The sequence below is a fragment of the Bacterioplanes sanyensis genome (assembly GCF_002237535.1).
Classification (GTDB): domain Bacteria; phylum Pseudomonadota; class Gammaproteobacteria; order Pseudomonadales; family Oceanobacteraceae; genus Bacterioplanes; species Bacterioplanes sanyensis_A.
This window is the reverse complement of record NZ_CP022530.1, coordinates 2,796,453-2,822,567: the sequence shown is the minus strand read 5'-3', so window position 1 is coordinate 2,822,567 and position 26,115 is coordinate 2,796,453. Positions and strand designations below refer to the sequence as shown.

Annotated in this window: 15 protein-coding genes; 11 read left to right on the top strand and 4 right to left on the bottom strand. The window is 54.4% G+C overall.

What is annotated here, in order from left to right:
* Positions 1–111 precede the first annotated feature (111 nt).
* Complete coding sequence (locus CHH28_RS13070) at positions 112–1,242, top strand: response regulator (RefSeq protein WP_094060728.1); 1,131 nt, start codon at positions 112–114, stop codon at positions 1,240–1,242.
* A 246-nt stretch (positions 1,243–1,488) separates the two neighbouring features.
* Here the strand turns inward: CHH28_RS13070 and CHH28_RS13065 are convergent, their stop codons facing one another.
* Positions 1,489–2,538, bottom strand: coding sequence for a tRNA-queuosine alpha-mannosyltransferase domain-containing protein (locus CHH28_RS13065; RefSeq protein WP_094060727.1), 1,050 nt, complete (start codon positions 2,536–2,538; stop codon positions 1,489–1,491).
* Positions 2,539–2,613: 75 nt separating this feature from the next.
* Between CHH28_RS13065 and CHH28_RS13060 the strand changes: the two genes are divergently transcribed.
* The 9 genes from CHH28_RS13060 to CHH28_RS13015 all read left to right on the top strand — a co-directional run bounded on the left by CHH28_RS13060 (position 2,614) and on the right by CHH28_RS13015 (position 19,331).
* Positions 2,614–6,123 carry a response regulator gene (locus CHH28_RS13060; protein ID WP_094060726.1) on the top strand — a complete coding sequence of 1,170 codons (3,510 nt, stop codon included), beginning with the start codon at positions 2,614–2,616 and terminating at the stop codon, positions 6,121–6,123.
* Positions 6,120–7,379 (top strand): ABC transporter substrate-binding protein, encoded by a 1,260-nt coding sequence (locus CHH28_RS13055; protein WP_094060725.1) that lies wholly within the window; start codon positions 6,120–6,122, stop codon positions 7,377–7,379. The genes CHH28_RS13060 and CHH28_RS13055 overlap by 4 nt, the downstream gene beginning before the upstream one ends.
* A 16-nt stretch (positions 7,380–7,395) precedes the next feature.
* Positions 7,396–9,963 carry a hybrid sensor histidine kinase/response regulator gene (locus CHH28_RS13050; RefSeq protein WP_094060724.1) on the top strand — a complete coding sequence of 856 codons (2,568 nt, stop codon included), beginning with the start codon at positions 7,396–7,398 and terminating at the stop codon, positions 9,961–9,963.
* Between the two features lie 74 nt (positions 9,964–10,037).
* Positions 10,038–11,411, top strand: coding sequence for a 30S ribosomal protein S12 methylthiotransferase RimO (gene rimO, locus CHH28_RS13045; RefSeq protein ID WP_094060723.1), 1,374 nt, complete (start codon positions 10,038–10,040; stop codon positions 11,409–11,411).
* A gap of 123 nt (positions 11,412–11,534) precedes the next feature.
* Positions 11,535–12,704 carry a N(2)-acetyl-L-2,4-diaminobutanoate deacetylase DoeB2 gene (gene doeB2, locus CHH28_RS13040; protein ID WP_094060722.1) on the top strand — a complete coding sequence of 390 codons (1,170 nt, stop codon included), beginning with the start codon at positions 11,535–11,537 and terminating at the stop codon, positions 12,702–12,704.
* A 263-nt stretch (positions 12,705–12,967) separates the two neighbouring features.
* Positions 12,968–14,224, top strand: a complete 1,257-nt coding sequence (locus CHH28_RS13030) for an aspartate aminotransferase family protein (protein WP_094060720.1) — start codon at positions 12,968–12,970, stop codon at positions 14,222–14,224.
* A gap of 2 nt (positions 14,225–14,226) precedes the next feature.
* Complete coding sequence (gene doeA / locus CHH28_RS13025; protein ID WP_094060719.1) at positions 14,227–15,576, top strand: ectoine hydrolase; 1,350 nt, start codon at positions 14,227–14,229, stop codon at positions 15,574–15,576.
* An 11-nt stretch (positions 15,577–15,587) separates the two neighbouring features.
* Positions 15,588–16,958 (top strand): NAD-dependent succinate-semialdehyde dehydrogenase, encoded by a 1,371-nt coding sequence (locus CHH28_RS13020; protein ID WP_094060718.1) that lies wholly within the window; start codon positions 15,588–15,590, stop codon positions 16,956–16,958.
* Between the two features lie 141 nt (positions 16,959–17,099).
* Positions 17,100–19,331 (top strand): DUF6351 family protein, encoded by a 2,232-nt coding sequence (locus CHH28_RS13015; protein ID WP_094060717.1) that lies wholly within the window; start codon positions 17,100–17,102, stop codon positions 19,329–19,331.
* 24 nt (positions 19,332–19,355) lie between these two features.
* Here CHH28_RS13015 and CHH28_RS13010 read toward each other — a convergent pair whose 3' ends face one another.
* The 3 genes from CHH28_RS13010 to CHH28_RS13000 all read right to left on the bottom strand — a co-directional run bounded on the left by CHH28_RS13010 (position 19,356) and on the right by CHH28_RS13000 (position 23,630).
* Positions 19,356–21,041 carry a HEAT repeat domain-containing protein gene (locus tag CHH28_RS13010; protein ID WP_094060716.1) on the bottom strand — a complete coding sequence of 562 codons (1,686 nt, stop codon included), beginning with the start codon at positions 21,039–21,041 and terminating at the stop codon, positions 19,356–19,358.
* Entirely contained in the window at positions 21,038–22,921 is a 1,884-nt protein-coding gene (locus CHH28_RS13005) for a hypothetical protein (RefSeq protein ID WP_094060715.1), read from the bottom strand. The genes CHH28_RS13010 and CHH28_RS13005 overlap by 4 nt, the downstream gene beginning before the upstream one ends.
* 70 nt (positions 22,922–22,991) lie before the next feature.
* Positions 22,992–23,630: an LON peptidase substrate-binding domain-containing protein gene (locus CHH28_RS13000; protein ID WP_094062082.1), complete on the bottom strand. Its 639-nt coding sequence runs from the start codon at positions 23,628–23,630 to the stop codon at positions 22,992–22,994.
* 178 nt (positions 23,631–23,808) lie between these two features.
* On the opposite strand from CHH28_RS13000, the gene CHH28_RS12995 reads away from it, so the two are divergent.
* Complete coding sequence (locus CHH28_RS12995) at positions 23,809–25,998, top strand: DUF6351 family protein (RefSeq protein ID WP_094060714.1); 2,190 nt, start codon at positions 23,809–23,811, stop codon at positions 25,996–25,998.
* Positions 25,999–26,115: the final 117 nt, after the last annotated feature.

Below are 26,115 nucleotides of genomic sequence, written 5' to 3'. Positions count from 1 at the left end.
GCATTTGTTCAGGCATGCCCATTGTCGCCACCGCTTCATTGTAGGGGTTAGACCCAGCGGTGCCCGGCAAACAGTAAGTATTTATATCGACTGCAGACGGAAGCAAAAACCATGGCTCTAGTATTAATTGTTGATGATGCTGCCGACAACCGAATGGTATTAAGCGCCCTACTGGAAGACACCTATGAGGTCATCGAGGCCGACAGCGGCGATGCCTGCTTAACCATAACGACACAACAGCCGCCAGACATCATTTTGTTGGACGTTGTGATGCCTGGCAAATCTGGTTATGAAGTCTGTGTGACACTGAAGTCCGACCCGGCGACACAAATGATTCCGGTGATTTTTGTATCCGCCAAAGACACCACCGAAGAGCGCTTACAAGGCTTTGAAGCAGGCGCCGATGGCTATATCACCAAGCCTGTCGATGGCCAAAAATTGTTGCAGATGATGATCGAAAAACTGCAGCAAGCCGAGCACCACAAACACACCAAGGAACAAGCCGGCCAGGCCATGCAAGTGGCCATGGAGGCAATGACCAACAGCTCAGAACTTGGCAACATCATTGAATTTGTGCGCCAAACTCAGCAAATTCGCACCGCAGAGTCGTTGGCTGCGGCCATTATGACCAGCGCCGCCTCGTTTCAGTTAAGTGCCTGTGTGCTGATTAATACCCACGAGCCGGTTGTCGTGGGCTGCGCCGTGGATGACTTGGCCGGGCAGCTGTTGGGCAAATTCCGCAATCATGACAAAGGCATCACCCACCATGGCATCCGCACCATCATTCACACTCCACAGGTGGTGGTGCTGATTAAAAACATGCCGTTGAGCGATGAAAATCGTTACGGCCGATTAAAAGATCATCTAGCCATCTTGGCCGACATCGCATCTGGCCAAGTGCAATTATTGGAAGCCGAAGAGCGGCTGGCGATAGAGCGCAAACAAATGCTCGATGAGATTATTAAAATGACGGAAAGCACCATCCAACACGCCGGTCACGAAGCGAGCCAGCAGACGCACAATATTCGCCAGGAAGTGATGGCCATGGTGGAAGAGCTGGAGTCGATGCTATTTAGTCTTGGCTTGGATGAAGATCAGGAGAAAAAACTGATGCATCTGGCACATCGCACGTCGGAACGATTACAAAGTCGCAGCCATTCGTTAGATGTAATCGACGAATCATTGGGCAAGGTGCTGGAGTCGCTTTATCGCTACCAAAGCAGCCGCACTAGCGGTGAATAAAACCACTCGCCCTCGGTGTGACATTTTCTATGAGTTCAAGAGCTACCCGGCCGTCATACAACTGCCGCGCGCCTGTAATATTAGAGCCAGCACCGACACAAAAACCAACACCAGAGCCGATATCAAAATTGGCAGCGGGTAATCTTGGTGTCGCAATCGTATTGATAAGGCGCTCGTATCGGTGCTGGTGCTGGTGTTGAAAATGAAGTCGAAAGACAGCCCGGTAGAATTGCTAAGGAATCGCCGCTAACGAATCGCCGCCAACCACTGCCGCCACATCTCCCCGGTGGCAGGCTGCAACCAGTTGGAGATGTCCACTATCGGCAATTGCTGCCAAGCAACAATGCGTTCGGCCGCCGCAGCCATGTCTCCAGCTGGGTAGCGGCACTGTGGTGGATATTGCTCGCGATAACACAGTGCATCCGGCACCACCGGCAGCGCTCCGGCACTGACCGCCTCTAGCATGGCGACACCTTGAAATTCATGCTCAGCACAGCTGAATACCAAATCGGCCTGCTGCAACCAGTGCAGATATTGCGACCGATCGGGATAATCATCCACCACAATCCAGCCGCTAAACTCCTGGCGGATAATCTCTAACGCCGGGTTCACGGACTGGCTGCGACCACCCAACAAAGCCACATCCACAGGCTGTTGACGTTGCTGTAACTGTCGCAGCAGCTGTAAAAATAAGTCCGGTCGTTTGTCGTATTCCCAGCGATGATTCCACAACAGTAGTGGCCTGCTCCGAGCGCCATGTGGGCGCCGTTCAATCGGTGCGACGGGCACCGGCAGACAAGCACTGCGCTGCTGCAGCAATGTCGATATTCCCTCAGGAACATGATCGGGTAGCCGTTGCAGCAGTTCGTCAACACCGGCTAAAAACGTATCGCGGTTGAACATCGAATTAAACAATAACCGCTCGGCGGCCAAGGCCCCATACATCTGCACCATCTGCGGATCGATGGAATGGTGCTGGCCCGAACTGACCGGATAGGCGAACTGGTTTTCATGAAAGTAATAACTGCTGGGTACCTTCGCCAGTGCTGGAAACAGCCCTTTGATCGTGGCCAGATCCACCATGCTGGTGGCCAAAATATGCTGTGGCTGCCAGTCCTGCAGCAACGCATGTAACTCAGGCAACCAAGACAAGGGATTGCCGCGAATGCGCCAACGAAAATGGCGACCGGGCAACTCTAGGCAGCGCCAATCTGCGGTAAGGTGGTGTTGCACACTTGTGGCCCACAGTGCGTGACTATCGCTGCGGTAGGCCGATAGCATCAGGATAGAGGTCATACTTACGGTGTTGTCCTGCAGTTACTGGCACCCTTGGGTTGGGCGACTAGTTTACAAGGGTCAGGGAGAGAACTCATGCGCACATCATCTTCTGCTGTACTGACGGATAGCAGCACCCGCGGAGCACGCTATCGTTTCTTACAAAACATGGTCATTGCCATCGTGGTAGCAGGAGTCATGTTGCTAGGGCTGGAGCACTACAACTTTACTGAGGTACGCAAGCGTTTGTTCGCCGACATGACGAGCGAGCAACAGCAAGGACAAGCGCTACTTGAAAATTATTTGCGCCGCCAATTCGATTATCTGAACTTTATTCACGCCACCCCGCCTATTGCCGCCTTAGTGCGCAGTTCCATCAACGCCGGCATCGACCACGACAGCGGCTCCACGCAACAGCAATGGCAACAACGCCTGGAGCAAATTCTGACTGCCTTTATGGCCAACCACCGTGAAATCCGCTCCATTCAGTACACCGCAATCAGCGGCCAAACGCTGGCTGCAGCCGGCCGATCAGAGCAGGTTTTACCCTCCATGTCGCAGCCCCATACCGATGACTTGCAAGCCTTACGCGCACTCAAACCCGGTCAATTTTATGTGTCGCCGTTGCATCTCGCGCGCCGCCAAGGTCAGGTGGAATACCCCATTTGGCCGGCCATGACGCTGGCGCTGGGCGTCTATCAGCCCGACACGCAAGAGTTATTCGGGATTTTGAGCTTTACGCTGGACGCCACTGCCTGGCTCAGCGAACTGCGAGCGTCGGTCAAAGAGCCGTTTGCCAGCGTGCTTACCACAGTGGATGGCAAGTTTTTGCTGCATCCTCGTCAACAGCTCGAGTTCGCTCATGAATTAGGGCAGGCGCACTCCTGGCAACAGTTAAATGGTGAACCCACCCAGGTCAACACAAACATCCGACAGTTCAATGCCGGGGCACTCACACTGTACGCCACACAATCGCGCATAGCCCTAGGCTCACCAGCCCTGGGGCATGATGTGATATTGCGCACCACGCTGACAGAAGACGATTTATGGCGTGAAGTCGAGCGCCGGCGCGGCGATACACTGATCACAGCCGCCATTTTGGTGGCACTGCTGCTGATATTTATGACCGGCTACCAGCGCTATGTGTCAGCGCGGCTGCGCTGGCTGTCGGCGCAAGCAAAGTTTCAAACCATTGTTGACCACTCTATGGATGCCATCATCACGTTGGATGCGCATGGTCATATCAACGGCTGTAACCGTGCCACCGAGCAGCTGTTCGGTCAGCGCGCAGCCACCATGCTGGGGCGCAGCCTGCAGAGCACCTTGTTGAGCGCCGATCACGCAGCCGACGATTCCCACCAGGGTATTAATAAACATGCAGACAGCAACGTTGAGAGCAATATTGAGAGCACCGCAGACGACATTGAGCCGCTACAGCGCGCCATCCAGCAACGCCGCTCTGTCACCTTCAGCGCCCTGGGTCGATTCGCCGACAATACCTTCCCCCTAGACCTCAGCGTGGTGCCAATTGTCACCGATCACGGCGAGTGCACCGGCTATTCCGTTACCGCGCGTGATCGTAGCCAGCAAGAACTGCTGACTCAGCAGCTGCAACAGCGCTACCAGCAACAGCTCAGCGACACAGAAGAACAATTGCGCAGCGTGCAACAAAGCCTGGCCGACGCCAGGCGCCAAACCAAAAACAAAGAGCGGTTATTGGCCGCCATCAGCCACGAAATCCGTACGCCCATGAACAGCATTCAGGGTGTGCTCAGCTTGCTGGCGAAAAGCCGACTGGGTGCTGATCAGCAACGCTATCTAGACATGGCCAGCGACAGCATGCGCAGCGTTGCCGCGCTGATGGACGACATTCTGGACTATTCCAAGCTGCGATCCGGGCAGCTATTCGTAGAGGAGGTTGAGTTCAGTTTGATGGCCAGCCTGCACTCGGCACTGACTCACTACGCCAGCAGCGCCTTCGACAAAGGCCTGACTCTGCTGATTGACAACACCCGGTTACAGCATGACCGCTTGCGCGGTGACCCCACCCGCATCCGTCAGGTGCTCGGCAACTTGCTCGCCAATGCAATAAAAACAACGCGCCACGGCTATGTGCTGGTGGAAATCAGCAGCAGCGAAGACAACGACTACGGTATTCATTTGCAGGGACGGGTCAGCGATTCAGGCATCGGCGTAGAAGAACAACACACGCGTGCATTGAGTCAATTTGAGGAACTGGAAGACGTCAGCTTTGAATCCGTCGGCGGTCCTGGCCTAGGGTTAGCCCTCAGTCGCCAATTGTGTGTATTGATGGGCGGCGATTTGCGCATCTGCCCGAGAGAGGAGCATGGCGGTTGCTTTGAATTCCAACTGCTCGCCTCCCCCGCCACCAGCGGCAGTAAAAACCCCTTGCATGACGACAGCGGGTTGAGCAGCAGCCGCTGGCTGCTTAGCCTCGATGACGGCCTGCAAGCGGATGTGTTGATGCGCATGATTCAACAGCGCGGCGGGCGGGTCGATATTGCTAGGCGCGACAGCGATCTCGATGATTACCACATCGTACTGACCGACGCGCACCACCTGCGCGACTACGCTGACGCACTGCAGTCTTCACAGCACGCCAACATCATCACTCTGGTCCCACCTGCCGGAGCGGCGCAGCCGATTCCTGCCAGCTTGAGCGTGATAAAACTCCCGCTGCCAGTAACGCAAGAAGCGCTGGCGTTGGCTTATTTGCAGGCCACAGATGACCACCCCGCACAGGCCATTCTGAGCGCCAACAGCCACCTCACAGAAGAGCGGCGATTCCAGCAGCAGCGCATCCTGGTGGTCGATGACGATGAGGTTAACCTAGAGGTGATCGCAACCCTGTTAACCGACATGGGGCTGCGCTGTGATCGTGCCATTCATGGCGGCGCAGCGATCGACAAGCTGCTCAACAGTGAAGCCTTTGATCCGTATTTGCTGATCTTGATGGACTGCCAAATGCCCTTGCTCGATGGCTATCAGGCAACACGGCAAATTCGCCAAGGTGAAGCCGGCGAGCGCTACGAGCAAATCCCCGTTATTGCTGTGACCGCCGCCGCTCTGCCACAAGACCGACAGCGCTGCATCAGCGCTGGCATGAACGACTACATCGCCAAACCCATGGCCGCCGATCAGTTGCGCCATTTGCTCACCCAATGGCTGGATAGCCAACCGGCAGCAGCGCTGCAGTCCAGCCCACCATCAAACCTATCCGTCGAGCAACTGAGCGATTGGAATAAAACTGCAGCCTTACATCGGCTGAATAACAACCCATCGTTACTAACGCGCGTGCTGGCACTGTTTCGCGACAAAGCCGACGCGCAGCTGATGACGGCTGATATCGCCCCTGATACAGACAGCAGCGCCTTAGCCGAGTTGGCCACTATGGCGCACACCTTAAAAGGCGCCAGCGCCAACGCGGGTGCAGAGCAGCTGAGTCACTATTTGGGACACTTGCAAGTCGCGCTGGTGCAGCAAAATACTGATGAGGCGCAAACTTTACTGGAGCAGGCAAAGCAGGCTTTTCACCGCTTCACCGATGCGGTGGATGCCGATCTCAGCCTGGAGCCTTGGACATGACTCAGGCAAAACTCAGCCGCCGCACAGCGCTGCAATGGTTGGGCGCGACCGGCGCCAGCCTGTGCGCCCCCTGGGTCCACACCCAAGGTAAGCCGGTTGTTAAAGTGCTGGGAACCCACGTAACCCTGCAAGAAACATTGCGCCAGCAAGCGATGCAAGATTTGGGCATTGAGCTGCGTTTTGAAGCCCGCGGCAGCGCTGCGGTATTGCAAAAAGCCTCGATGCAGCCAGAAGCCTTCGACCTGTACGAGCAATGGTCCAACAGCGTGCCCGTATTGTGGCGCTCTGGTGCCATTCAAGGTATTGATAAACGCCAACTGCGGTACTGGGACGAAATTAACGACCTCACCAAAACCGGGCGACTCAGCCCAGACGCCAACATTGGTGCAGGCGATGCACCCTACCGTTTGCTGCACGTACAAGCCAACCAACAGCTCGGCTCACAGCATTCCAATACCCTGAGTTTTTTGCCCTATGTACACAACGTCGACTCTTTTGGTTACAACACCGACCACATTGCTGCCGCCGAGCCCTATGTCGAGGAAAGTTGGGGTTGGTTATTGGATAGTCAGCACCAAGGCAAAGTGGGCATTGTAAATGCACCGACCATAGGTTTATTTGACCTGGCCTTAGCGGCCCAAGCCAAAGGGCTTGCGCAGTTCAACGACATTGGCAACATCACCCGCGATGAGCTCGATGCCCTGTTTAACGTGCTGTATGAATTTAAGCGACGTGGTCATTTCAGCGGCTACTGGACGTCTGTACCTGAGTCGGTGGAGTTTATGGCGTCCGGGCGGGTCACCTTAGAAAGTATGTTCTCACCGGCGGTGACACAATTGAATAGCCGCAATGTTCCCGTCGTTTATGCGGCTCCCAAAGAAGGGTATCGCGGCTGGCACGGCGTGATGTGTTTATCCTCTGCCAGTCAAGGACGCAGCAAAGCAGCTGCTTATGATTATATGAACTGGTGGCTATCGGGCTGGCCTGGCGCTTTTATTGCCCGTCAAGGTTATTACATTTCCAACCCGCAGCGCTCACGCCAGTATTTATCCAAGGCAGAGTGGGATTATTGGTACGAAGGCCTACCAGCCAGCCAAAATTTACCCGGCACCGATGGACAAACCGCCGTGCGCAAGGGGCAACGACGTCGAGGCGGCAGTTATCAGCGCCGCTTAAGCCATGTGGTGGTATGGAACAGTGTCATGCCCACCTACGACTACAGCTTGCAAAAATGGTATGAATTTATCAGCAGCTAAACGCTGAGGCCTTCTTATGTCGTTAAAGCAACAAATCCTGCTGCTGTTGGCCGCCATCGTAGTGAGCCTCATGGTGCAAATTGTCTTATCTCAGTTCAGTCAACACTCTTTGCGACAAGCCAATCGGCACACCTCCGACGTATTTAATGCTGCACAAAAAATATCCGCCTTAGAGCGCCAAGTGTTGGACTTACAACGCAACGTATTAATTTTCCGGCAAAACGCCAGCGACAGTGCCGCGACCCGCTTTTTTAATATTCTGACCGACGTATTTGCGCAAATAGAACGAATGGAGGCCAGCGTTCAGTTTCAGTCACACAGCACTGACATCGTCCGCATGACGGCGCACATTCAGGATTATGGCGATCATTTTCGCGCCGTGGTCAACGGCCGAGAACAGCAAGACAGCCTGCAACAAGTCATCATTGAACAGCAACTCGGTCAACTGCGGCAACGGCTGCAGTCGCAACCAGGCGCTGCGGATGCGGCTTTGGCCGACATACTGCGCGGGCATTTATTATCCTATTTAGTGGCCTATGACCACCGCGCCGCAGAGCGCTTTATTGACCAAACCAGTCAATTTAACAGAGCAGCCAACACTGACCTGAAGCCATTATTGGAGGGCTTGCATACGAATTTTCTGAAGTTGCAGCAAATCAATCGTGGCTATGTTTATCTCACCAATGTTGTCATGACCGGTGCTGCCAACGAAATTTTGTATATTACCCGCCAATTACGCGAGCACACCAGCGCACAACTGCATACAGCTACGCAACAGGCGCTGCTCAGCAGCGACCGCATTCGCACCACCAACCTGGCTACGTCGACCGCAGGCGTTGCTCTAACACTCCTGGCGGCATGGTTGCTGTTGCGGATGATTTTATCGCCAATCAGGCGCCTTACCGAGACCTTTGATCGTTTAGCCAAAGGCGACCCAATTGAAGCACCGACAGACATTCATCGCCATGATGAAATCGGAGCACTGGCGCGAGCAGCGATGGTTTTTCGCCAAAAAAATGAGCAAACACACACCTTGTTGCAGCAAGCACAGCAGCTGAATCAACGCTTAAGCAGCATGAATGAGCAACTGGAAAGTGCACGCGCACAAGCGGAAACGGCCACCACCATGAAAAGCGCTTTTTTGGCCAACATGAGTCATGAAATTCGCACGCCAATGAATGGCATCATCGGTTTGATTGATTTGAGTTTAAAAACGGCACTGACCGAAAAACAACGGTTTTATTTACAAAAGGCAGCTTACTCCAGCCAGCTGATGATGGCCGTCATCAATGACATTTTGGATTTTTCTAAAATAGAGGCGGGCAAGCTGGACATCTGCCCGGTAGAGATGGACGTTAACAACCTAGCCGAACATGTCATTACATCTCTGCTGCCCAAAGCCCGCGAAAAGTCTCTGGCGCTGCGCTTGCACGTAGAGGCCAACTTGCCAAAAACCATCGACGCCGACCCATTGCGGCTCAATCAAATATTGCTAAATCTGGGCAATAACGCCATCAAATTTACCAACAGCGGCAGCGTCGATGTCCGTTTCAGCACGGAGCATGACACTCTGATTTTTGAAGTCATTGACTCCGGTATCGGTATGTCGCCTGAGCAACTCGAGCGAGTGTTTGACGCCTTTACTCAAGCCGACAGCTCCATCAGTCGACGCCATGGTGGTACCGGATTGGGGCTATCCATTGTTAAGCAGTTAACCGAATTAATGGATGGCCACATCGATGTGCAATCCGCCCTACACAAAGGCACCCACTTTCGCATTCGTCTGCCCCTGAAACGTCACAGCTCTGAGCCCATTTTGCGTTTATCCAAACCGAAATCCATCAACCTGATCGGCCAGTTCGATTCTGACATGATCCCTCACGGTGTGTTTCAACAAGCCCAGATTCTTGACATAGAGGAAATCACCTCGGCCGAGCTGTCGGCTGTCACACTAATTCACGTCAGCAGCTTGGAGCAGTACTCGCAACTGCAAGACTGGCTGCAACAACAACAACAACAACAACCGCCCAATTGCCCATGCGGATTAATCATGGACCACCCTTGGCATCGTCAATTGCCCATAGCAGAGCCGATTAAAGTGCTGCTGCACCCCTACTCGCCCGCTGCTTTTGCCCAGTTTATCGATGCGTTGTTAGGGCACTCCGTAACGCCCGAAGCCGAGGTCGATACGCCCAGCCTGCAACTGCAGGGGCGCGTATTGGTGGTGGAAGACAACCACATCAATCAGGTTGTCGCCACCAGTATGCTCGACGAGCTAGGCCTGCACTATGATCTGGCGGAAAACGGCGAAGAGGCCGTCGCCATGGTCAATATCCACCCCTATGACATGGTGTTAATGGACATACAAATGCCGATCATGGACGGCTATGAAGCCACCCAACTGATCCGCCAAATGGGCAACACCACGCTGCCTATCTACGCCATGTCGGCCAACGCCCACCAGCGCGACATTGACCGAGCATTGCAGGCGGGCATGAACGGCTATCTGGTAAAGCCGGTCGAGTTTCAGCAACTCAGCCAGCTATTGAGCCTGCATTTGGCCACACCCCAGCACAGTGCGTGACCTTTGTAGCCATGACTGGTCGCCAGCGTCAGGGCAGGTATAATCGCCGCCATTCCGCAACGTGATGGCTGACGATGAAAGAAAACCAACCAACCGATCTCATAACCTCCACCCAGGCAGCCGACAGCAGTGGCCGTGTGGGGTTTGTCTCTCTGGGCTGTCCGAAAGCGCTGGTCGATTCGGAGCGCATTTTGACGCAACTGCGTATGGACAATTACGACGTCGTCAACAGCTACAACGACGCCGATGTGGTGGTGGTAAACACCTGCGGCTTTATTGACGATGCCAAGCAAGAATCGTTGGACGCCATTCGCGAAGCGATGAATGAGAACGGCAAAGTCATCGTCACCGGCTGCATGGGCAAAGGCAAAGACGCCGAGCTGATCCGCGAACAAAACCCGGATGTGTTGGCCGTTACAGGCCCACAAGCCTATGAAGAAGTGATGGAAGCGGTGCACCAGTGGGTGCCGCCGGTGGCCAAAGAGCATGACCCTTTCACCGACCTGGTGCCGCCACAAGGCGTTAAACTCACGCCTCGCCATTACTCTTATTTGAAAATCTCTGAAGGCTGCAATCACAGCTGTACTTTCTGCATCATCCCCGATATGCGTGGCAAGCACGTTAGCCGCCCGATCGGCGATGTCTTAGATGAGGCCAAACGGCTGGTTGCCGCAGGTACCAAAGAGCTGTTGGTGATCTCGCAAGATACCTCGGCCTACGGCGTCGACATGAAATTCCGTACCGGCTTCTGGGACGGCAAACCAGTCAAAACCAAGCTCTATGACTTGTGCAACGAGCTCGGCAACTTAGGCGCTTGGGTGCGCCTGCACTACGTTTACCCTTATCCGCATGTCGACGACATCATGCCGCTGATGGCTGAGGGTAAAATCCTGCCGTATCTGGACATCCCTTTTCAGCATGCCAGTCCGCGCATTCTCAAATTGATGAAGCGCCCGGCACACGCAGAAAATACGCTGGAGCGCATCAAGGCCTGGCGCCAACAAGTGCCTAACCTGGTGTTGCGTTCGACCTTTGTGGTCGGCTTCCCGGGCGAAACTGAAGAAGACTTCCAAATCTTGCTCGACTGGCTTGATGAGGCCGAACTGGATCGAGTTGGCTGCTTTAAATACAGCCCAGTGGACGGCGCCAAGGCCAACGATCTGCCTGATCATGTGCCGGAAGACATACAGCAGCAGCGCTGGGAGCGCTTCATGGCCAAAGCACAAGAAATCAGCGCGCGTAAATTGCAGCGTAAAATTGGCCAACGCATGACCGTGCTGGTTGATGAGGTCGATGATGAAGGTGCGGTGGCACGCTCACCTGCGGATGCGCCAAACATTGATGGCATGGTCTACCTGAACGGCTTTTTTGATGCCCAGCCTGGTGACTTTGTCGAGGTCGAAATCGAGAACGCCGACGATTACGACTTGTGGGCCAGCCCAGTCTGATTCAGGCCAAGCCGATCCTTTCGCGTGCAGCACCCGCTGCGCGCACTCTCACCCGAGCGCATTAATCCATCATGCATCTTCCAAGCTATGTCGTTACACTGAAGACACAGCATGGAGGTAGTTATGAGCAACCCGCAGTGGGCTCGCATCATCGAGCAAGCCATTGAATTTCGTCATCAATTGCATCAGTCACCCGAGCTGACTTGGCAGGAAGAGCAAACCACCCGGCATATCCGTGAACGCCTCGACCAACTGCACATCGCTTGGCGCGAGTGCGGCCGATTTGGCACGGTGGCCACCCTCGCCAGTGACAGGCCTGGGCGTCACGTTGGGCTGCGCGGCGACATCGATGCCCTGCCCATTCAAGAAGCCTGCGATTTATCTTACAAATCCCAGCACGACGGCAAAATGCACGCTTGTGGCCACGACGGTCACACTGCCACGCTGTGGGCAGCTGCAGCTTGGTTAAAACAGCATGAGGCGGAGCTGCCCGGGCCGGTCAGCTTTTTGTTCCAACCGGCAGAAGAAGGCGGCCATGGCGCAGAATCGATGATTGAGCACGGCGCATTGGACGGTTTGGACGTTATTTTTGGCTGGCACAACTGGCCAGCCATGCCATTTGGCCAAGCGGTGTGCCCAGACGGTGCGGTGATGTCCGGCAATGGCACCTTTTTCATCACAGTACATGGCAAGGGCGGCCATGCCAGCCAGCCCGAACTGTGCAAAGACCCGGTAGTCGCTGCCGCTGCGATCACGCTCAATTTGCAGCAGATCATCTCCCGCCAGCTGCCGCCGCAAGCTGCAGCAGTGGTCAATGTATCTTCCATTGAGGCGCCCAGTGCCAGCACCGTCATACCGCAACAAGCCAAACTGAGCGGCAGCATTCGCCTGTCCGACCCATCGCTGCGCACACGAATCAATGAGGCCATCCGCCAAATCAGCGAAGACACCGCACGTGCATATGGCGTCACCGCCGAGGTCGTGTGCGAAGCCCGCTACGACGCCACCATCAACCACGCTGAAGCGGCCAATGAATTTCGCCAAGCTCTGGCGCTGGAGTTAGGCCCGGACTGGCATTGCAATGAGCTGGCGGTGCCCATTATGGCATCGGAGGATTTCAGCTATTACCTGAAACACACACCGGGCGCGTTTGCTCTGATTGGCATGCATGACCAACAAGCATTTCAACACCCCTGCCATAGCCCTCATTACCAATTTAATGATCGTTTAATTGCGCCGGTGGTACGCTGCTTTGCCCGTTTCTGCCGCGCGCCCTTACCTGCCTGCGACTAACAATTCCGCCAATTTTTGTGTCCGCTGACGTCCGTTGGCGGGCTTGTTGTCATTACAAATCATTACCTGAATAAAAATCGGGGCCCATTCGGTCTGTTGCAGCGCAGCGCCGACCCAACTACCTTGGGGATGGGTTTCGCCATGCAGCCGCGAAGCCAGCCTGGAAGTCACAGCACGCACATGCATTGCTCACTGACTCGTGCAGTCGGGACACATCACCGGCCCAATACCTGGGTCGTCGACCACTGCAACAGGGGGTGACTATGCACGTTTTTGAACAATGGGAATCGGATATTCGCGGTTATTGCCGGGTCTATCCGACGGTGTTTAAAAGCGCACAAAACGCGGTGCAAACCGATGAGAGCGGCAAGCAATACATCGATTTTTTTGCTGGCGCTGGAGTGCTGAATTTCGGCCACAACAATCCTCGCATGAAAGAGGCCATCATTCGCTACATTGAAGCGGATGGCGTGGCGCACAGCCTGGATATGTACACCACGGCCAAACGCGAATTTATCCAAAGTTTTGTCGAGCTGATCCTCAAACCACGGGCAATGCAACATAAATTACAGTTTATGGGCCCGACCGGAACCAACGCCGTTGAAGCGGCTCTGAAAATCGCCCGCCGCGTGACTGGCCGACACAATATTGTCGCTTTTTCACAAGGGTTTCACGGCATGACGCTCGGTGCCCTGGCGTGCACCGCCAATCAGTATTTTCGCGGCGCCGCTGGTGTCCCCCTCACTCATGTGCAACACGCGCCGTTCGAGAACACCCAGGGCTGTGGCATGGGCTGTTTAAATACGCTGCGCCAAGGCTTTGAAAACAGCTCAAGCGGCTTCGAGCCACCGGCGGCTTTTTTGGTGGAAGCGATCCAGGCGGAAGGTGGGGTCAACGTCGCCAGCCAGTCGTGGCTGCTAGAGCTACAACAACTGGCACGTGATACCGGCGCACTATTAATTATTGATGATATTCAAGCCGGCTGCGGACGCACCGGCTCGTACTTCAGTTTTGATGACATGGGCCTAGATCCAGACATCGTTTGTCTGGCAAAAGGCATCGGTGGTTTTGGCACGCCGATGGCGCTTAACCTGATCAAACCCGAGCATGACAAACACTGGAACCCAGGTGAGCACACCGGCACCTTTCGCGGCCAAAATTTGTCGTTTGTGGCCGGTAAAGTGGCGCTGAGTTATTTCGACAATGACGAGCTAATGGCGCAAACGCGGCGCTATGGCCAGCAAGTTTCTACTTATTTACAGGAGATCGCCGCGCGTCATCCGCAACACGGTTTTGCCGTACGCGGGAAAGGCATGATGCAGGCCATCGACTTAATGGATGGCGCCTTGGCCAAGCGCGTGCAGACACTGTGTTTTGAGCGTGGTTTATTGATTGGGCCGTGCGGTGTGGGTGGACGGGTGGTGAAATTAATACCGCCGCTTACCATCGAAGCCGATACGCTGCAACGCGGCCTGGACATTTTGGCGGATGCCATCAACAGCGCCATTGAGGAGGGTTAAGTATGCGCGAACGCGACGATATGACCTTCCCTTTCAGCGAGTACCAGCGCCGCATAGCCGAGCTGCGCGAACGGATGCAAGAGCGGCTATTGGATGCGGTGATTATTTCTGACCCAGAAAATCTGATGTATTTAACCGATTATCAGACTACGGGTTATTCCTTCTTTCAGGCATTGGTGGTACCGCTCGATGACGAGCCGTTTATGATCACCCGCAAACTGGAAGAATCGAATATTCATGCCCGCACCTGGGTGGAAATCACCCGCCCCTACCCAGATACCGGTGATGCCGTGCAAATGTTGGTGGGTGCATTACGTGAGTTTGGTTTGCAAGGCAAAAACCTCGGTTATGAACGTAACAGCTATTTTTTGCCGGCTTATCATCAGGACCAGATTCACACCACCTTTACCGATGGTCGCCTAATGGACTGCTTTGGCATTGTTGAACAAGGCCGGGCGATGAAGTCGGACGTTGAACTGCAGGCCATGCGTAAAGCCGCCGTGGCTACCAAAGCAGGCATGTTGGCGGGCATAAACGCGACGTCCCCAGGGGTGAGTGAAAATGAAATTGGCGCCGCCATCAGCCAAGCCATGTTTAACGCTGGGGGCGAGCCGCCTGCGGTTATGCCATACGTGACCTCAGGGCCGCGCACCATGATTGGCCACGCCACCTGGGAAGGTCGCCAAGTGCAAGCCGGTGAGCATGTGTTTTTAGAGGTGGGCGGCTGCTATCGGCGCTACCACACGGCAATGATGCGCACCGTGGTATGCGGTGAATTATCCGACGCCATGTTTAAAGCCCAAGAAACGATGAAATATGCCCTACGCAGGGCTCGCGAGGAGCTGCGGCCCGGCATGACCGTTTCCGATGCTGACAATCTGGTGCGCACCATTATCGTCGATAACGACGTCGGTGCGCAGTTAATTACTCGCTCGGGTTATTCCATCGGCATTGCGTTTCCACCGAGCTGGGATGAAGGCTATATCGTCAGCCTTAAACAAGGTGATTCCACCGTGTTAAAACCCGGCATGACCTTTCATATTATTCCTTGGATGTGGGGGGTTGAAGGCGATAAAACTTGTGGTATTTCCGACACCTTTTACATCACCGAGCAAGGCTGTGATTCTTTTTTTGCGGACGTCGAGCAAGATTTTGTGGTGAAAGCCAGCCAAGGAGCTGCCCCCAATGTGGATGAGCGAGTGTCACACATTGGCAATCCGAAAAAGGAAAACAGCAAAACGACGGCCAGCAAGAATCCGTCGAGCGCCAGCAAATCAGAAACCAGTCAATCAGCCGCCGAACCACCTACCACTAATGACAGCGCTGCAAAGGACCACTCTCACCCAGTTTAAAGGAGCATTCCATGCTGACCGTGATAAGCCCAACCACTGGCCAACCTCTGCATCAGTTTGCAGCCCTCACCGGGCAGGAATTGAATGATCGCATTGCCTGCAGCAAAGAAGCCTACGCCTCCTGGCGCCGCACCAGCTTTAATGAACGGGCCCAGGTATTAACCGCCGTAGCGGCAGAACTGCGCGCCGACCAAAAAAAGTACGCATTGCTGATGACCGACGAAATGGGCAAACCCATTAACGAAGCCTTGGCCGAAGTGGAAAAAGCCGCCTGGTGTGCTGAGCATTATGCCGAGCACGCAGAACAGTATCTAAGGCTGCAGCCGTTGCCATCCGATGCCAGCCGCAGCTACGTGCAACATTTACCGCTCGGGCCGGTGTTGGGAATATTACCCTGGAATGCGCCGTTTTGGTTGGCTTTGCGATTTAGTGCGCCGGCATTAATGGCTGGCAACACTTGCCTGATGAAACCAGACCCGCATGTGCCTGGCTGCGGTGAGGCACTGCAAGAGGTGTTTTATAAAGCAGGGGCACCGGCCAACATTTTTTTAAATTTACCGCTGAATACCGAAGACGTCGCCAGCGCCATTCGCCACCCAGATGTCGTGGCCGTGTCGTTTACCGGCTCTAGCACCGCCGGTGCCACGGTAGCCGCCATTGCCGCCAGCGAAATAAAACCCTTCGTGCTGGAACTCGGTGGTTCAGACCCTGCCATCGTGCTCAATGATGCCAACTTGGACGACGCCATTCCCACCATTGCATTATCGCGCATTATTAACGCCGGTCAGTCCTGCATTGCCGCCAAACGCATCATCGCCGAAGCGGATGTGTATGATGCCGTGGTCGAGCGTCTTCAAACCGAACTCGAGCAACTCACGCTGGGAGATCCTCGGGAGCCGAGCAACCGCATCGGCCCCATCGCTCGATCGGATTTACGCGATCATTTAACCCAGCAAGTGGATCGCAGTATTGCCGCCGGAGCACGCTGTCTACTGGGTGGCGAGCCACTGCCTCGCGATGGCTTTTTTTATCCCGTCACTTTATTAACCGACGTCAGCAATGACATGCCAGTGTGCCAGGAAGAAACCTTCGGGCCAGTGGCGGTGGTCTTAAAAGCCGACAATGCAGAACATGCGTTGGCACTGGCTAACGACAGTCAATATGGCCTAGCGGCTGCCATCTGGACCACCGCCGAGCGTGGCGAAGCGATGGCGCACCAGCTGGAAACGGGGCAAGTGGCCATCAATGGCATTGTCAAAACCGACCCGCGCTTGCCCAGCGGTGGCATTAAGCGCTCGGGTATTGGCAGAGAACTGGGCCCGCATGGCATCTTGGAATTCGTAAATACGCAACAAGTCTGGGTAGGCCCCAAAATAGTGTAAATAATTGCCTGGCGTTCGCAGCGGCAGAGGCCATTTTATGGCCCCTGCCCCGTGAGCGTTCACTCGCCGTCAGAATGTCGTCACACCACTGGCGTTGACCAGCACTAAACTGAAGTCACAACTCGATTCAGGAGGTGGGCTATGCGCCGTAAGCTGGTATTGCTGCTGCTCCTTGCTCTCGCCGCAGGCAGTGGCTTTGGTTATCAGTATTATCTCGATCTACGGCAACAAATCGGTCTGGACCGCGGCTACCCGCAAGTCGCAGGGACGCCGCCGGGCAGTCAGCTGTTCAATCTTCCGCCATACAGTGGGCCACACCCAGCCACCGCTGCCCGACCGGACGACCCGTATTCATACCCCATTGAGTTTGGTGCCATCGGCCCAGTTGAGCCGTTGTTTTCAGGACCACTGCAATACCCCTTTGCATGCCAAAGTGAGGAGTCAAAACTCGGGCAACCATTAATCGACAATCAACAAGGCTGGGGCGTGCCGGTATTTGCCGAAAACAGCCAAGGCAAACGCTCCGATTTAATCATTGGCTACAGTAAAGATTGTTTATTACCCACCCGTAATCACTATTTATACGACCCTCCCAACAGCGCCTTGCGGGCGTTACCCAAACGTACCGATCAGCGCATCGACGATGTACCGCAAAACGCAGAGCTCATTGTGCGTGCGGAAAGTGGCACCATTCACCGTCATATTTACGTACTGCTAATGCCAACCACTCATCAGGACCGGTTATTACAGCCTGATTTATCGCGCTGGAATGGCAAAGCGATTTATTATTTTCGCGGCGGTATCAGCATTGGCTTTCAGCAAGGCCGCACGGACATTCGCCGTGTGATGCGCGACATGCGCACCGCTTTGCGCCAGGGTTACGCCATTATTTATTCCACCGCCACCGAGACCGACAACACATACAACATTCGCCTACAAGAAGACACGGCGCTTAGAGTGAAACGACAGTTTTCGGCGCGTTTTGCGAAGCCAGAGTTTGTCATCGGCCTAGGCGGTTCTGGCGGTGGGCTACAACAATTTTTGTACGCGCAAAACCAGCCGGGCATTATTGATGGCGGTGTCGCTCTGATCGCTTATCCCGACATGGTGACGCAAATCCAATACACATTGGACTGTGAAATACTGGAGTATTATTTCGATCATTTGGCCAGCGATCCGTCGTTCTGGCGCCAGCCAGAAAAACGCCAAGCCGTGATGGGGCTAACCGTCAGCGATGATTATCGCCCTCGCCTGTCTTGGCTGACCGATGCCGCTTATCTGCTGCGTGGCCAATGGCCACCCGTCACGCCGCCGGCTTCCGAATGCAGCAAAGGCTGGCGCGGCTCGGTGCCATTGGTTAATAACCCACGTTTTCACAGCGACTATTATCGCTTCTCGCGCGAGGTCCAGGCACAAACCCATTGGACACACTGGCAAGATAATCGCAATGTCTACGGCACCGACCAAGACGGGCGCTCGCCGTCGGTCTGGAGCAACGAGGGCGTACAGTATGGTTTAAATGCCGTGAGCCATGGCGATATCAGTATTCCGCAATTTCTTGAATTAAATGCGCGCATTGGTAGCTGGCTGCCGGCCAAAGATATGGACAATGCTAGGTTTTGGCACATTAGTGGCGACTCCCGTTTGTATCGGTTCAGCCCCTATGGCGAGCACAATATGAGTCATCGAGGTGAAGCGAAAGCGCTGGCGCCGCGCTATCAGGGAGATTTGTCCGCCGCAAAAGCAGCGTATCAATCTGGCAATGTCTTTGTCGGCCATATGCACATTCCGGTGATGGATGTGCGCATGTATTTGGACCATGAATTGAACATTCACCACACTTGGGCCGCCGCCTCTACCCGCCAGCGGCTGCTCGATGCTGGCACTCCCAGTCTGATGCAGCCGATCTGGATCAGTACTAAACCCTACAATCCCATGTGGGACGCGGTGGCGGTGATGGATGAGTGGCTTAGCCGCCACAAAATCACCGGCGACTGGGCAACCGCCAGGCCCCCGCTAGCGCAAGACCGCTGTTTGGATGAACACGGCGATACGCTGCATATCGGCGACGGCGTTTGGAATGGACGGTGGAATGGCCAAAGCGAGGGAGCCTGTCATGCACTGATGCCATTTCATCAAGGCTCTCGACAAGTCGCGGGTGAAAATATCGGCGGCACGATTTTTCAATGCCAGCGCATGACGGTGAGTGAAGCATTGGAGCGTGGCATGTACCAACCATTGGACATGACGCCGTATCAAAACGAACTGGAGCGCATATTTGCCACCGGCGTATGTGACTACAGCGCGGCCGATCAGGCGCTACCAGCTGAGCTCAATAACCAACTGGGCACTGTTTTTAACGCCGCGCAATAAACCGCTGCTTCACGTAAGGTGATGTTAATTGTCCGCGTGCAAGGCCTGTACAATGGCGCGAAAGTTACGCCGCGAAGACTCTTGCGGCAGTAACTCACGCAGCTGTGACTGCATTTGCGGCGCGTGTTGTTGACCGATGGTTTTAATCGCCTGGTAGCGCACCGAGTCTTCTTTTGCATCACGAGCAAAACCATACACCTGATTTAACGTCGCAGACTCTAACTCAAAGTTGGCCAAGGATTTGATCACCGCTCTGGTGACCGGCGCCTGGCGCAGCTCGGAAGTCGCCAGCATGGCCTGCAATTGGCCATAAGCCTGCTGACTAGCAATGCCACCAAATGCCCGCGCAGAGGCCCGCTGCAAACGCGCAGAGGCATGATCGCGGTAGCGTTTAATCTGTGCCGTATGGCGATCGTCTGCGCTGTTGCCCAGAGCAGTAATCAAATTGGATTGATTGGTTTCGTCCTCCGCTTGCTGCAACGCCGTCGCTAAATCCTGATGCAATAGCTCGCTGTTTTCATTGCCACGACGCTCAGCCAGCATAATGCCCAAGGTCATATAGAAGCTGCCACGCATGGCATCATCGGCCAGCAAGGCGGCATCATCCATCACCGATTTAATCGCCCAATAGGCGCTATCACCCAGCGGTTGCTCACCATTGGCCAGCGCACGCAAGGCGCGAAATTGAGTCTCACTGCTATCGCCATTCAATAAAAACTGCATCAACACGTATTGACTATGATCGGTATCGACCTGACCCAGTGCATTAAACAAACGCATCATTGCCTCATCGCTTAACTGACCCTCGGCGATGAGTGCAGGCAGCTCTAACAAAGCCGCATCCAACTGGCGCAGTTCATTGGCCAGGCTAAAACCATCCAGCGCCAGCAGTTTGTCTGTGTCTAGCCAAGAGACCAGCTTTGCGCGTTGCTGCTCCAACGTCAGTATTTGCTCTGGCTTGGATACTGCCGGCCAGTCGGCCAGCTTGACTGGCATTTGTGACAGTGCCGTTGGCGAGTATTGTTCAGCCATCGTCAGTTGATAGCGCTGACGACTGGTGAAATTTAGCTCCTCGCTGTGACCAATAAACTGCAGCCCTTCTTCTCCCTGGCGCAAGGAAAACCAGCAAGACGTAGGCGTGACGGCATGTTGCGATTGCAATATCTCTAGTGCTTTAAATGCATTGCCAGCACTGCTGGCATGTAGCTGATAACGGTCTTTTTCCAGCAGCAATGTCGGAGCACGCCACTGATAGCGAGCATCGTAATTGCCGAGCATGTCTTGCTCTTGCTGAACGGACGTCGCGCGTTCATCACGGTATTGAAAGTAGTAAGCCAGACTTTGTAATTTATCCTTCGCCGTCTCCGGCGTGCCTTTGGCAAACCAAAACTGGCGAATCTGGCCATCGCCATCCACCCGAAAGGCAAAGGCATGTTCGTAATCGGTATCAACGGCCTGCTGCCCTTGACTGCGCAGGGTGAGCTCATCCGCTTTCAGCGCCCACCAGCCCGTTTGCTCATGGTGCTCTACCGGTTTAAGAGACAACCGAGCGGTCATTTTTACCGCGTTTGGCAAAGGCGAGGTTAAGGTCGTGCGGGTGCGGGTATCCACCTGCAAATCGTATTGCGGCTGGCAGTCAGACGAGCCGCGCGCTTGTAATGATGTCAGGGCCAGCCAGACAACCGCCAGGCCAGCCGTGATGGCGTTCATATATCGACTTGTCCCTCTTTTTCCAGCAGCGTCCAGGTTTTGTTGATGACACTGGGTGTCTGATACAACCATAAGTCGTAGCGTGTGGTTTTACTGCCACAGGGGTATGGAATAAAGAGTTTTTTACACCATTTAATACCTTTCACATCGGCATACAGACCAAACTGACCAGACACCGCGTCAATATCATCAGCCAGCTCGGTGGAATAATAAATATGCGGCGATGCCTGCTCAGACGAAGCCAACGCAAAGCCCGCGGTGGAATCCAACGAGAAGGTATTGTCAATCAGGTTGAACACCGCTTGCACGCCGCCACTGGCAATCAACAGACTGATGCCTCCGCGTCCGAACGCACCAAAGTCGACATGAAATAAATCACCGCCACCGTAGAGTTCAGCGTTGTAACCCACCGCCAGCTCAAAACCTAAGTTGCCAGATACACCCGCTTCTACCTGCATTGGAATGGGGCCGACAAAAAAGCGTGCCTGAGCCAGCACTTTTTCCTCTTCCCAACTACGGTCCCAGCTTTTTTCGTATTTTGCGGTGTAATTTTCGTCTTCAAATACCGTGTTATTGAAGATCACCATTTCGGTGCTGTAGCCGGTATTTTGGCCATTGCTGTAGGCGCTGCCATCGAAGCTGATGCCAAACAGCGTATTGCGCGCGTTAAAGAAATAAGCAAAAACGTCGCCTTCACCCACAATACGCGCTCCAGGAATCACCACGGGTACTAATAACAGCTGACCATGAAGGTCCACACCCACCGCAAATTTGCTTTGATTGCCGTAGCTGGCATTAAAATCCTGAGCGTAATTGATGTTGGCCACTTGTGGCTGCAGCAGTTGTTGCCCGGGCAGTTGTTTAAATGCAGACTCCGCATCAGCCACACTGGCCGGCTGCGCATCGGCCTCACCTTCAAAAAAGTACAGCGGCACGCTAAAGACCACGCTGTTGTTTTCGTCAGAATGTTCTGCCTGGTTCACGCCAGTGGCGTCTTCCAGAGTCAGGCGAATGGTCACTTCATTGTTCTGTATGGCATCGTAATTTTGATACAAGGCATCGATATACGCATCATCAATGTTGATATCAAAGGCGACATGGTTGGCCTGCTCACTAAGAGGCAAGGTGACCAACATGCTATCGAGGTACTCGCCGCCGTGTTGATTAGCGCCTTCGTCCACACTCCAGAAGTGCACCGGCTGCCATTGCCCGTTAATGTCGATCTCGCCCAACACTTTAACGACACCCTCGACGCTGCCATGGTAGCGAACGTCCATATGACCGATGATTTCGGCGCGATGAATTTCGCCTTCAGCCAACTGCAAACCCGGTTTGTCCAAAATCAGTTGGCTAATGCCCAGCTGGACGTTACTGAGCTGATGGTCATGATCGGGCGCGGCGACCACATGAATGGGCGCGTGCGGGTATTCGTCCAGGGAGTGCTCAGGGTGCGGTGAGTTGTCGTTCTCGTTGTCCTCGTTGTAGAGGTTGTTGGGGTCAACATAGGAGACAATTTGATAGTCACCACCGGCGACGTCCTCTGGAATACGCACCGACAGGGTGTGCTGGGTCGACTTGCCATCGAGGGGAAAATGATCCGCCGCCAGCGCATGCAGCTCCGCGAGTTCCTCTTCAATTAAGTGATCCTGCTGCAGTTCATCGGCACTGAGCAAAAAGAAATGGACATCCACCTCGCCCTTGTCAAAGCCTTTGCTATTGAGGGTGAATTGCAGGGTCACGTCGTCACCGTATTGGGTGTGTTCGACCTCTGCCGTCAGAGTTTCTACGGCCAAGTTGTAACGCGAACTGTCGCCACCACAGGCCAGCAGCCCCAGTGACAGTATCAGCAAACACAACCAGCGCCCGAATACATGAAGCATACTTCATCCCCCTCGATGAGTGATCATTGGCACCACAAACGCTGGTTGGCTGGCGTCGCCGTCGAAGCGCTTATGCTTGATTTAACAGCTGCAAAGTATAGTTCAAGCGCGCGTGCGCACTGGTCATTTCTAGGATATGTTGCAGAATGTCAGCATCAAAACGCACCATGCCAAATAGCTGGAAACTGAACGCCTGCGGCGATTTTTGTTGCCATTCAGGCGAGTTCAACATGCGCTGCACGCCCTCCAGATCGTGTCCGATGGCCGCCAGGCGGTGCATGATCTTTTCTTTTAGTAGCTGACTCTCTTGCTGCTCTTCGGCGCTGTCTTCGACGTCCGCCAGCGCTTCGCAGCTGTAGATTTGATAGGGCAGCGCTTGTGTGCGCTCGATGATGCGATAGCGCTGGTCAATATGAACATTGAGGTACAAACGACCATCCTCGGTGCGCTCGAGCAGCTCACATTGGCCAGCACTGACGACGTCGTAGGGTTGGTACGTCGCCTGATTGGAGTTCAGCGATTGTTGCAGCGACTCATGTGGTTTGCCTTCACTTAATACCGCTTGGGTATGGCAAATGGCAACGGGCGTTTGCTGGTCCAGGCAGTGCTGGATCATCTGCCGATAACGCGGCTCAAAAACATGCAGCGGGAACACCGTACCCGGAAACGTCACACAATTAGGAATGGGAAACAAACACAGCTCAATCACCGCCAACCTCATCTCAGACTATGCAGATGTCATGATAGCAATAACCGCCACATGAGCCCTACTGAGCTTGCCTCTGTCTTAGGCCACGCTGCCAGTGTCAGCAGCGCCTGCTAGGCTCACAAGCAGGAGTATCAATGGCCTGACACAAAGGGACGCATATGATTACGACAGTGGCAAAATGGTTGTGTGGTTTGATCGTCGTCTTTACCGCCATGGCAGGGGGGGCTATTGGTGGCTGCAACAACATTTAATCGAGTCGCTCAATATTCGCAGTGATTGGCCTGGAGCACTGGCTACGGATCCAGCGTATTGGCAAGCCAATTTACCCGCCTATCAAGGCCCCCACCCTCGTACATTGCAGCGCCCACAAGAGACGTATGACTTTCCTATTCCTTGGGGGGAGGTAGGCCCCAACACAGCCCTGTTTGCCGGCGATAACCAGTATCCATTTCTCTGCCAAACGCTGGAGTCTGGCTTGGGGCAACCACGGATCGACAATGAGCAAGGGTACGGTGTACCAGTGTTTGCTGAGACAGCGAACGGCGAGCTGACCGACACCATCATTGGCTACAGCAAAGACTGTGGCCTGCCAACGCAATTGCGCTATTTTGCTAGTGCCGATGCGACACCAAGGCAATTTACCCCGGTTGAGCAAGTATCAAGCCCTGCTGCTGACAGCGACTTATTAGTGCGTATTGAAACCGGCACCATCAATCGCTTTGTTTATGCCCTATTAATGCCCACGACCAAGCGTGACCTGCCAGATCAACCCGACCTCAGCCAGTGGAATGGCCGCGCCGTGTACCACTTTAAAGGCGCCATTGGCATCGGCTTTCAACAAGGAAAAACCCGCTTAAATCGATTGTTACGCGATATGCGCCCCGCGCTGGAAAAAGGCTACGCAGTGTTGTTTTCAACCGGCACCGAAACCGACAATCTGTACAACATCACCTTGCAAGAAGACACAGCACTGAGGGTGAAACAACAGTTTATCAGCCGGTTTGCGGCGCCTGAATTTATCATTGGTTTTGGCGACTCTGGCGGCGGCTTGCAGCAGTATTTATTGGGTCAAAATCGCCCGGGTTTGATCGACGGCGGCGTGGCCATCATTGCCTACCCAGACATGGTGACACAAATCAGTTATGGGCTGGATTGCGAACTGATGGAATACTTTTTTGATCACTTAGCAACGGATCAAGCATTCTGGCGATCCGCGCGCCATCGCAGTTATGTGCAGGGCTTGGCCTACAACATGGAACTGACGCCCAGGGTGGAGTACCTCAACACCATTGCCAGTGCGTTGCGATTAGAAATGCCACCCAGGCCTCGCGGTGCTACGGAGTGCAATTACGCCTGGAGAGGTTCAACAGCGCTGATAAATAATCCAAAATTTAACAGCCATTATTCGCGCTTTGCCCCGGCCGTAAATGACGCCACGTTCTGGACACACTGGCAAGACAATCGCGATGTATACGGCACTGACGCCAATGGCCGTGCACCGGTACCGTCCAGTAATGTTGGTGTGCAATACGGTCTGCAAGCCTGGCAGCAAGACCTGATCAGCGCTGAGCAGTTTTTTGATCTCAATCGCAAAATTGGCAGCTGGAAACCACAGCAAGATATGCAGCAAGAACGCCTGTGGTTGGTCTCTGGTGACGACTCGTTACGCCGATATTCGCCCTACGGTGAAATGAACATGACCCACAACGGTCAAGCCATGCAGCCGGCCCCGAGGCGCCATGGCAGCCTAACGGCGGCGCGCGCCGCGTATGCCAGTGGCAATGTGTTTATCGGCACGCTGGACATTCCCATTATTGACGTCAGACCCTATCGTGACTTGCAGCTCGACATTCACCATAGCTGGGCAGCGCTGTCGTCACGCGCCCGTATTATGGCCGCCAACCAAGGGGACCGTCGCTTGCAAACCATCTGGATATCAGACCCAGGCTACGATGCACGCTGGGATGCGTTTGCCGCCATGGAGCGCTGGCTGGACGCACGCTTGCGCAACCCAGGCGTGGGCATACCCGACTACGCTGAAGATCGCTGTTTGGATGAACGCGGCGGGCTCATCGCCAGTGGCCAACATGTATGGGATGGTCAGTGGAACCAGCAAGTCGATGGTGTCTGCAGCCAGCGCTTTCCATTTTTTCAAAGCAGTCGCCAGGCCGCTGGTGATGACGCCAGAGCCACCACGCTGTTTTGTCAGTTAATCCCCGTCAGCCAAGCCATCAGTAGCGGGCTGTATTACCCGTTGGACGTTAAACCCTATCAGGCCGAACTGGAGCATACTTTCCCACAGGGGGTGTGTGACTATCGCCTTGGGGATCAGGCCGCTTCGGGTGACTATCTCGATACAGAGTTTTAGCACGCGCACCGTTTTTAAAGCACGCATTATGAGTGTGCGGACATTGAATGCAATACAGGCAAGACAAAATAAAACGTGTAAACACCAATGGACGTAGCGTCCATTGGTGTTTAGTGC

Bases quoted from the DNA above. Each gene is read 5' to 3' on its own strand.
- CHH28_RS13070 (WP_094060728.1), top strand. From the start codon at position 112: ATGGCTCTAGTATTAATTGTTGATGATGCTGCCGACAACCGAATGGTA.
- CHH28_RS13065 (WP_094060727.1), bottom strand. From the start codon at position 2,538: ATGACCTCTATCCTGATGCTATCGGCCTACCGCAGCGATAGTCACGCA.
- CHH28_RS13060 (WP_094060726.1), top strand. From the start codon at position 2,614: ATGCGCACATCATCTTCTGCTGTACTGACGGATAGCAGCACCCGCGGA.
- CHH28_RS13055 (WP_094060725.1), top strand. From the start codon at position 6,120: ATGACTCAGGCAAAACTCAGCCGCCGCACAGCGCTGCAATGGTTGGGC.
- CHH28_RS13050 (WP_094060724.1), top strand. From the start codon at position 7,396: ATGTCGTTAAAGCAACAAATCCTGCTGCTGTTGGCCGCCATCGTAGTG.
- rimO (WP_094060723.1), top strand. From the start codon at position 10,038: ATGAAAGAAAACCAACCAACCGATCTCATAACCTCCACCCAGGCAGCC.
- doeB2 (WP_094060722.1), top strand. From the start codon at position 11,535: ATGAGCAACCCGCAGTGGGCTCGCATCATCGAGCAAGCCATTGAATTT.
- CHH28_RS13030 (WP_094060720.1), top strand. From the start codon at position 12,968: ATGCACGTTTTTGAACAATGGGAATCGGATATTCGCGGTTATTGCCGG.
- doeA (WP_094060719.1), top strand. From the start codon at position 14,227: ATGCGCGAACGCGACGATATGACCTTCCCTTTCAGCGAGTACCAGCGC.
- CHH28_RS13020 (WP_094060718.1), top strand. From the start codon at position 15,588: ATGCTGACCGTGATAAGCCCAACCACTGGCCAACCTCTGCATCAGTTT.
- CHH28_RS13015 (WP_094060717.1), top strand. From the start codon at position 17,100: ATGCGCCGTAAGCTGGTATTGCTGCTGCTCCTTGCTCTCGCCGCAGGC.
- CHH28_RS13010 (WP_094060716.1), bottom strand. From the start codon at position 21,041: ATGAACGCCATCACGGCTGGCCTGGCGGTTGTCTGGCTGGCCCTGACA.
- CHH28_RS13005 (WP_094060715.1), bottom strand. From the start codon at position 22,921: ATGCTTCATGTATTCGGGCGCTGGTTGTGTTTGCTGATACTGTCACTG.
- CHH28_RS12995 (WP_094060714.1), top strand. From the start codon at position 23,809: ATGGTTGTGTGGTTTGATCGTCGTCTTTACCGCCATGGCAGGGGGGGC.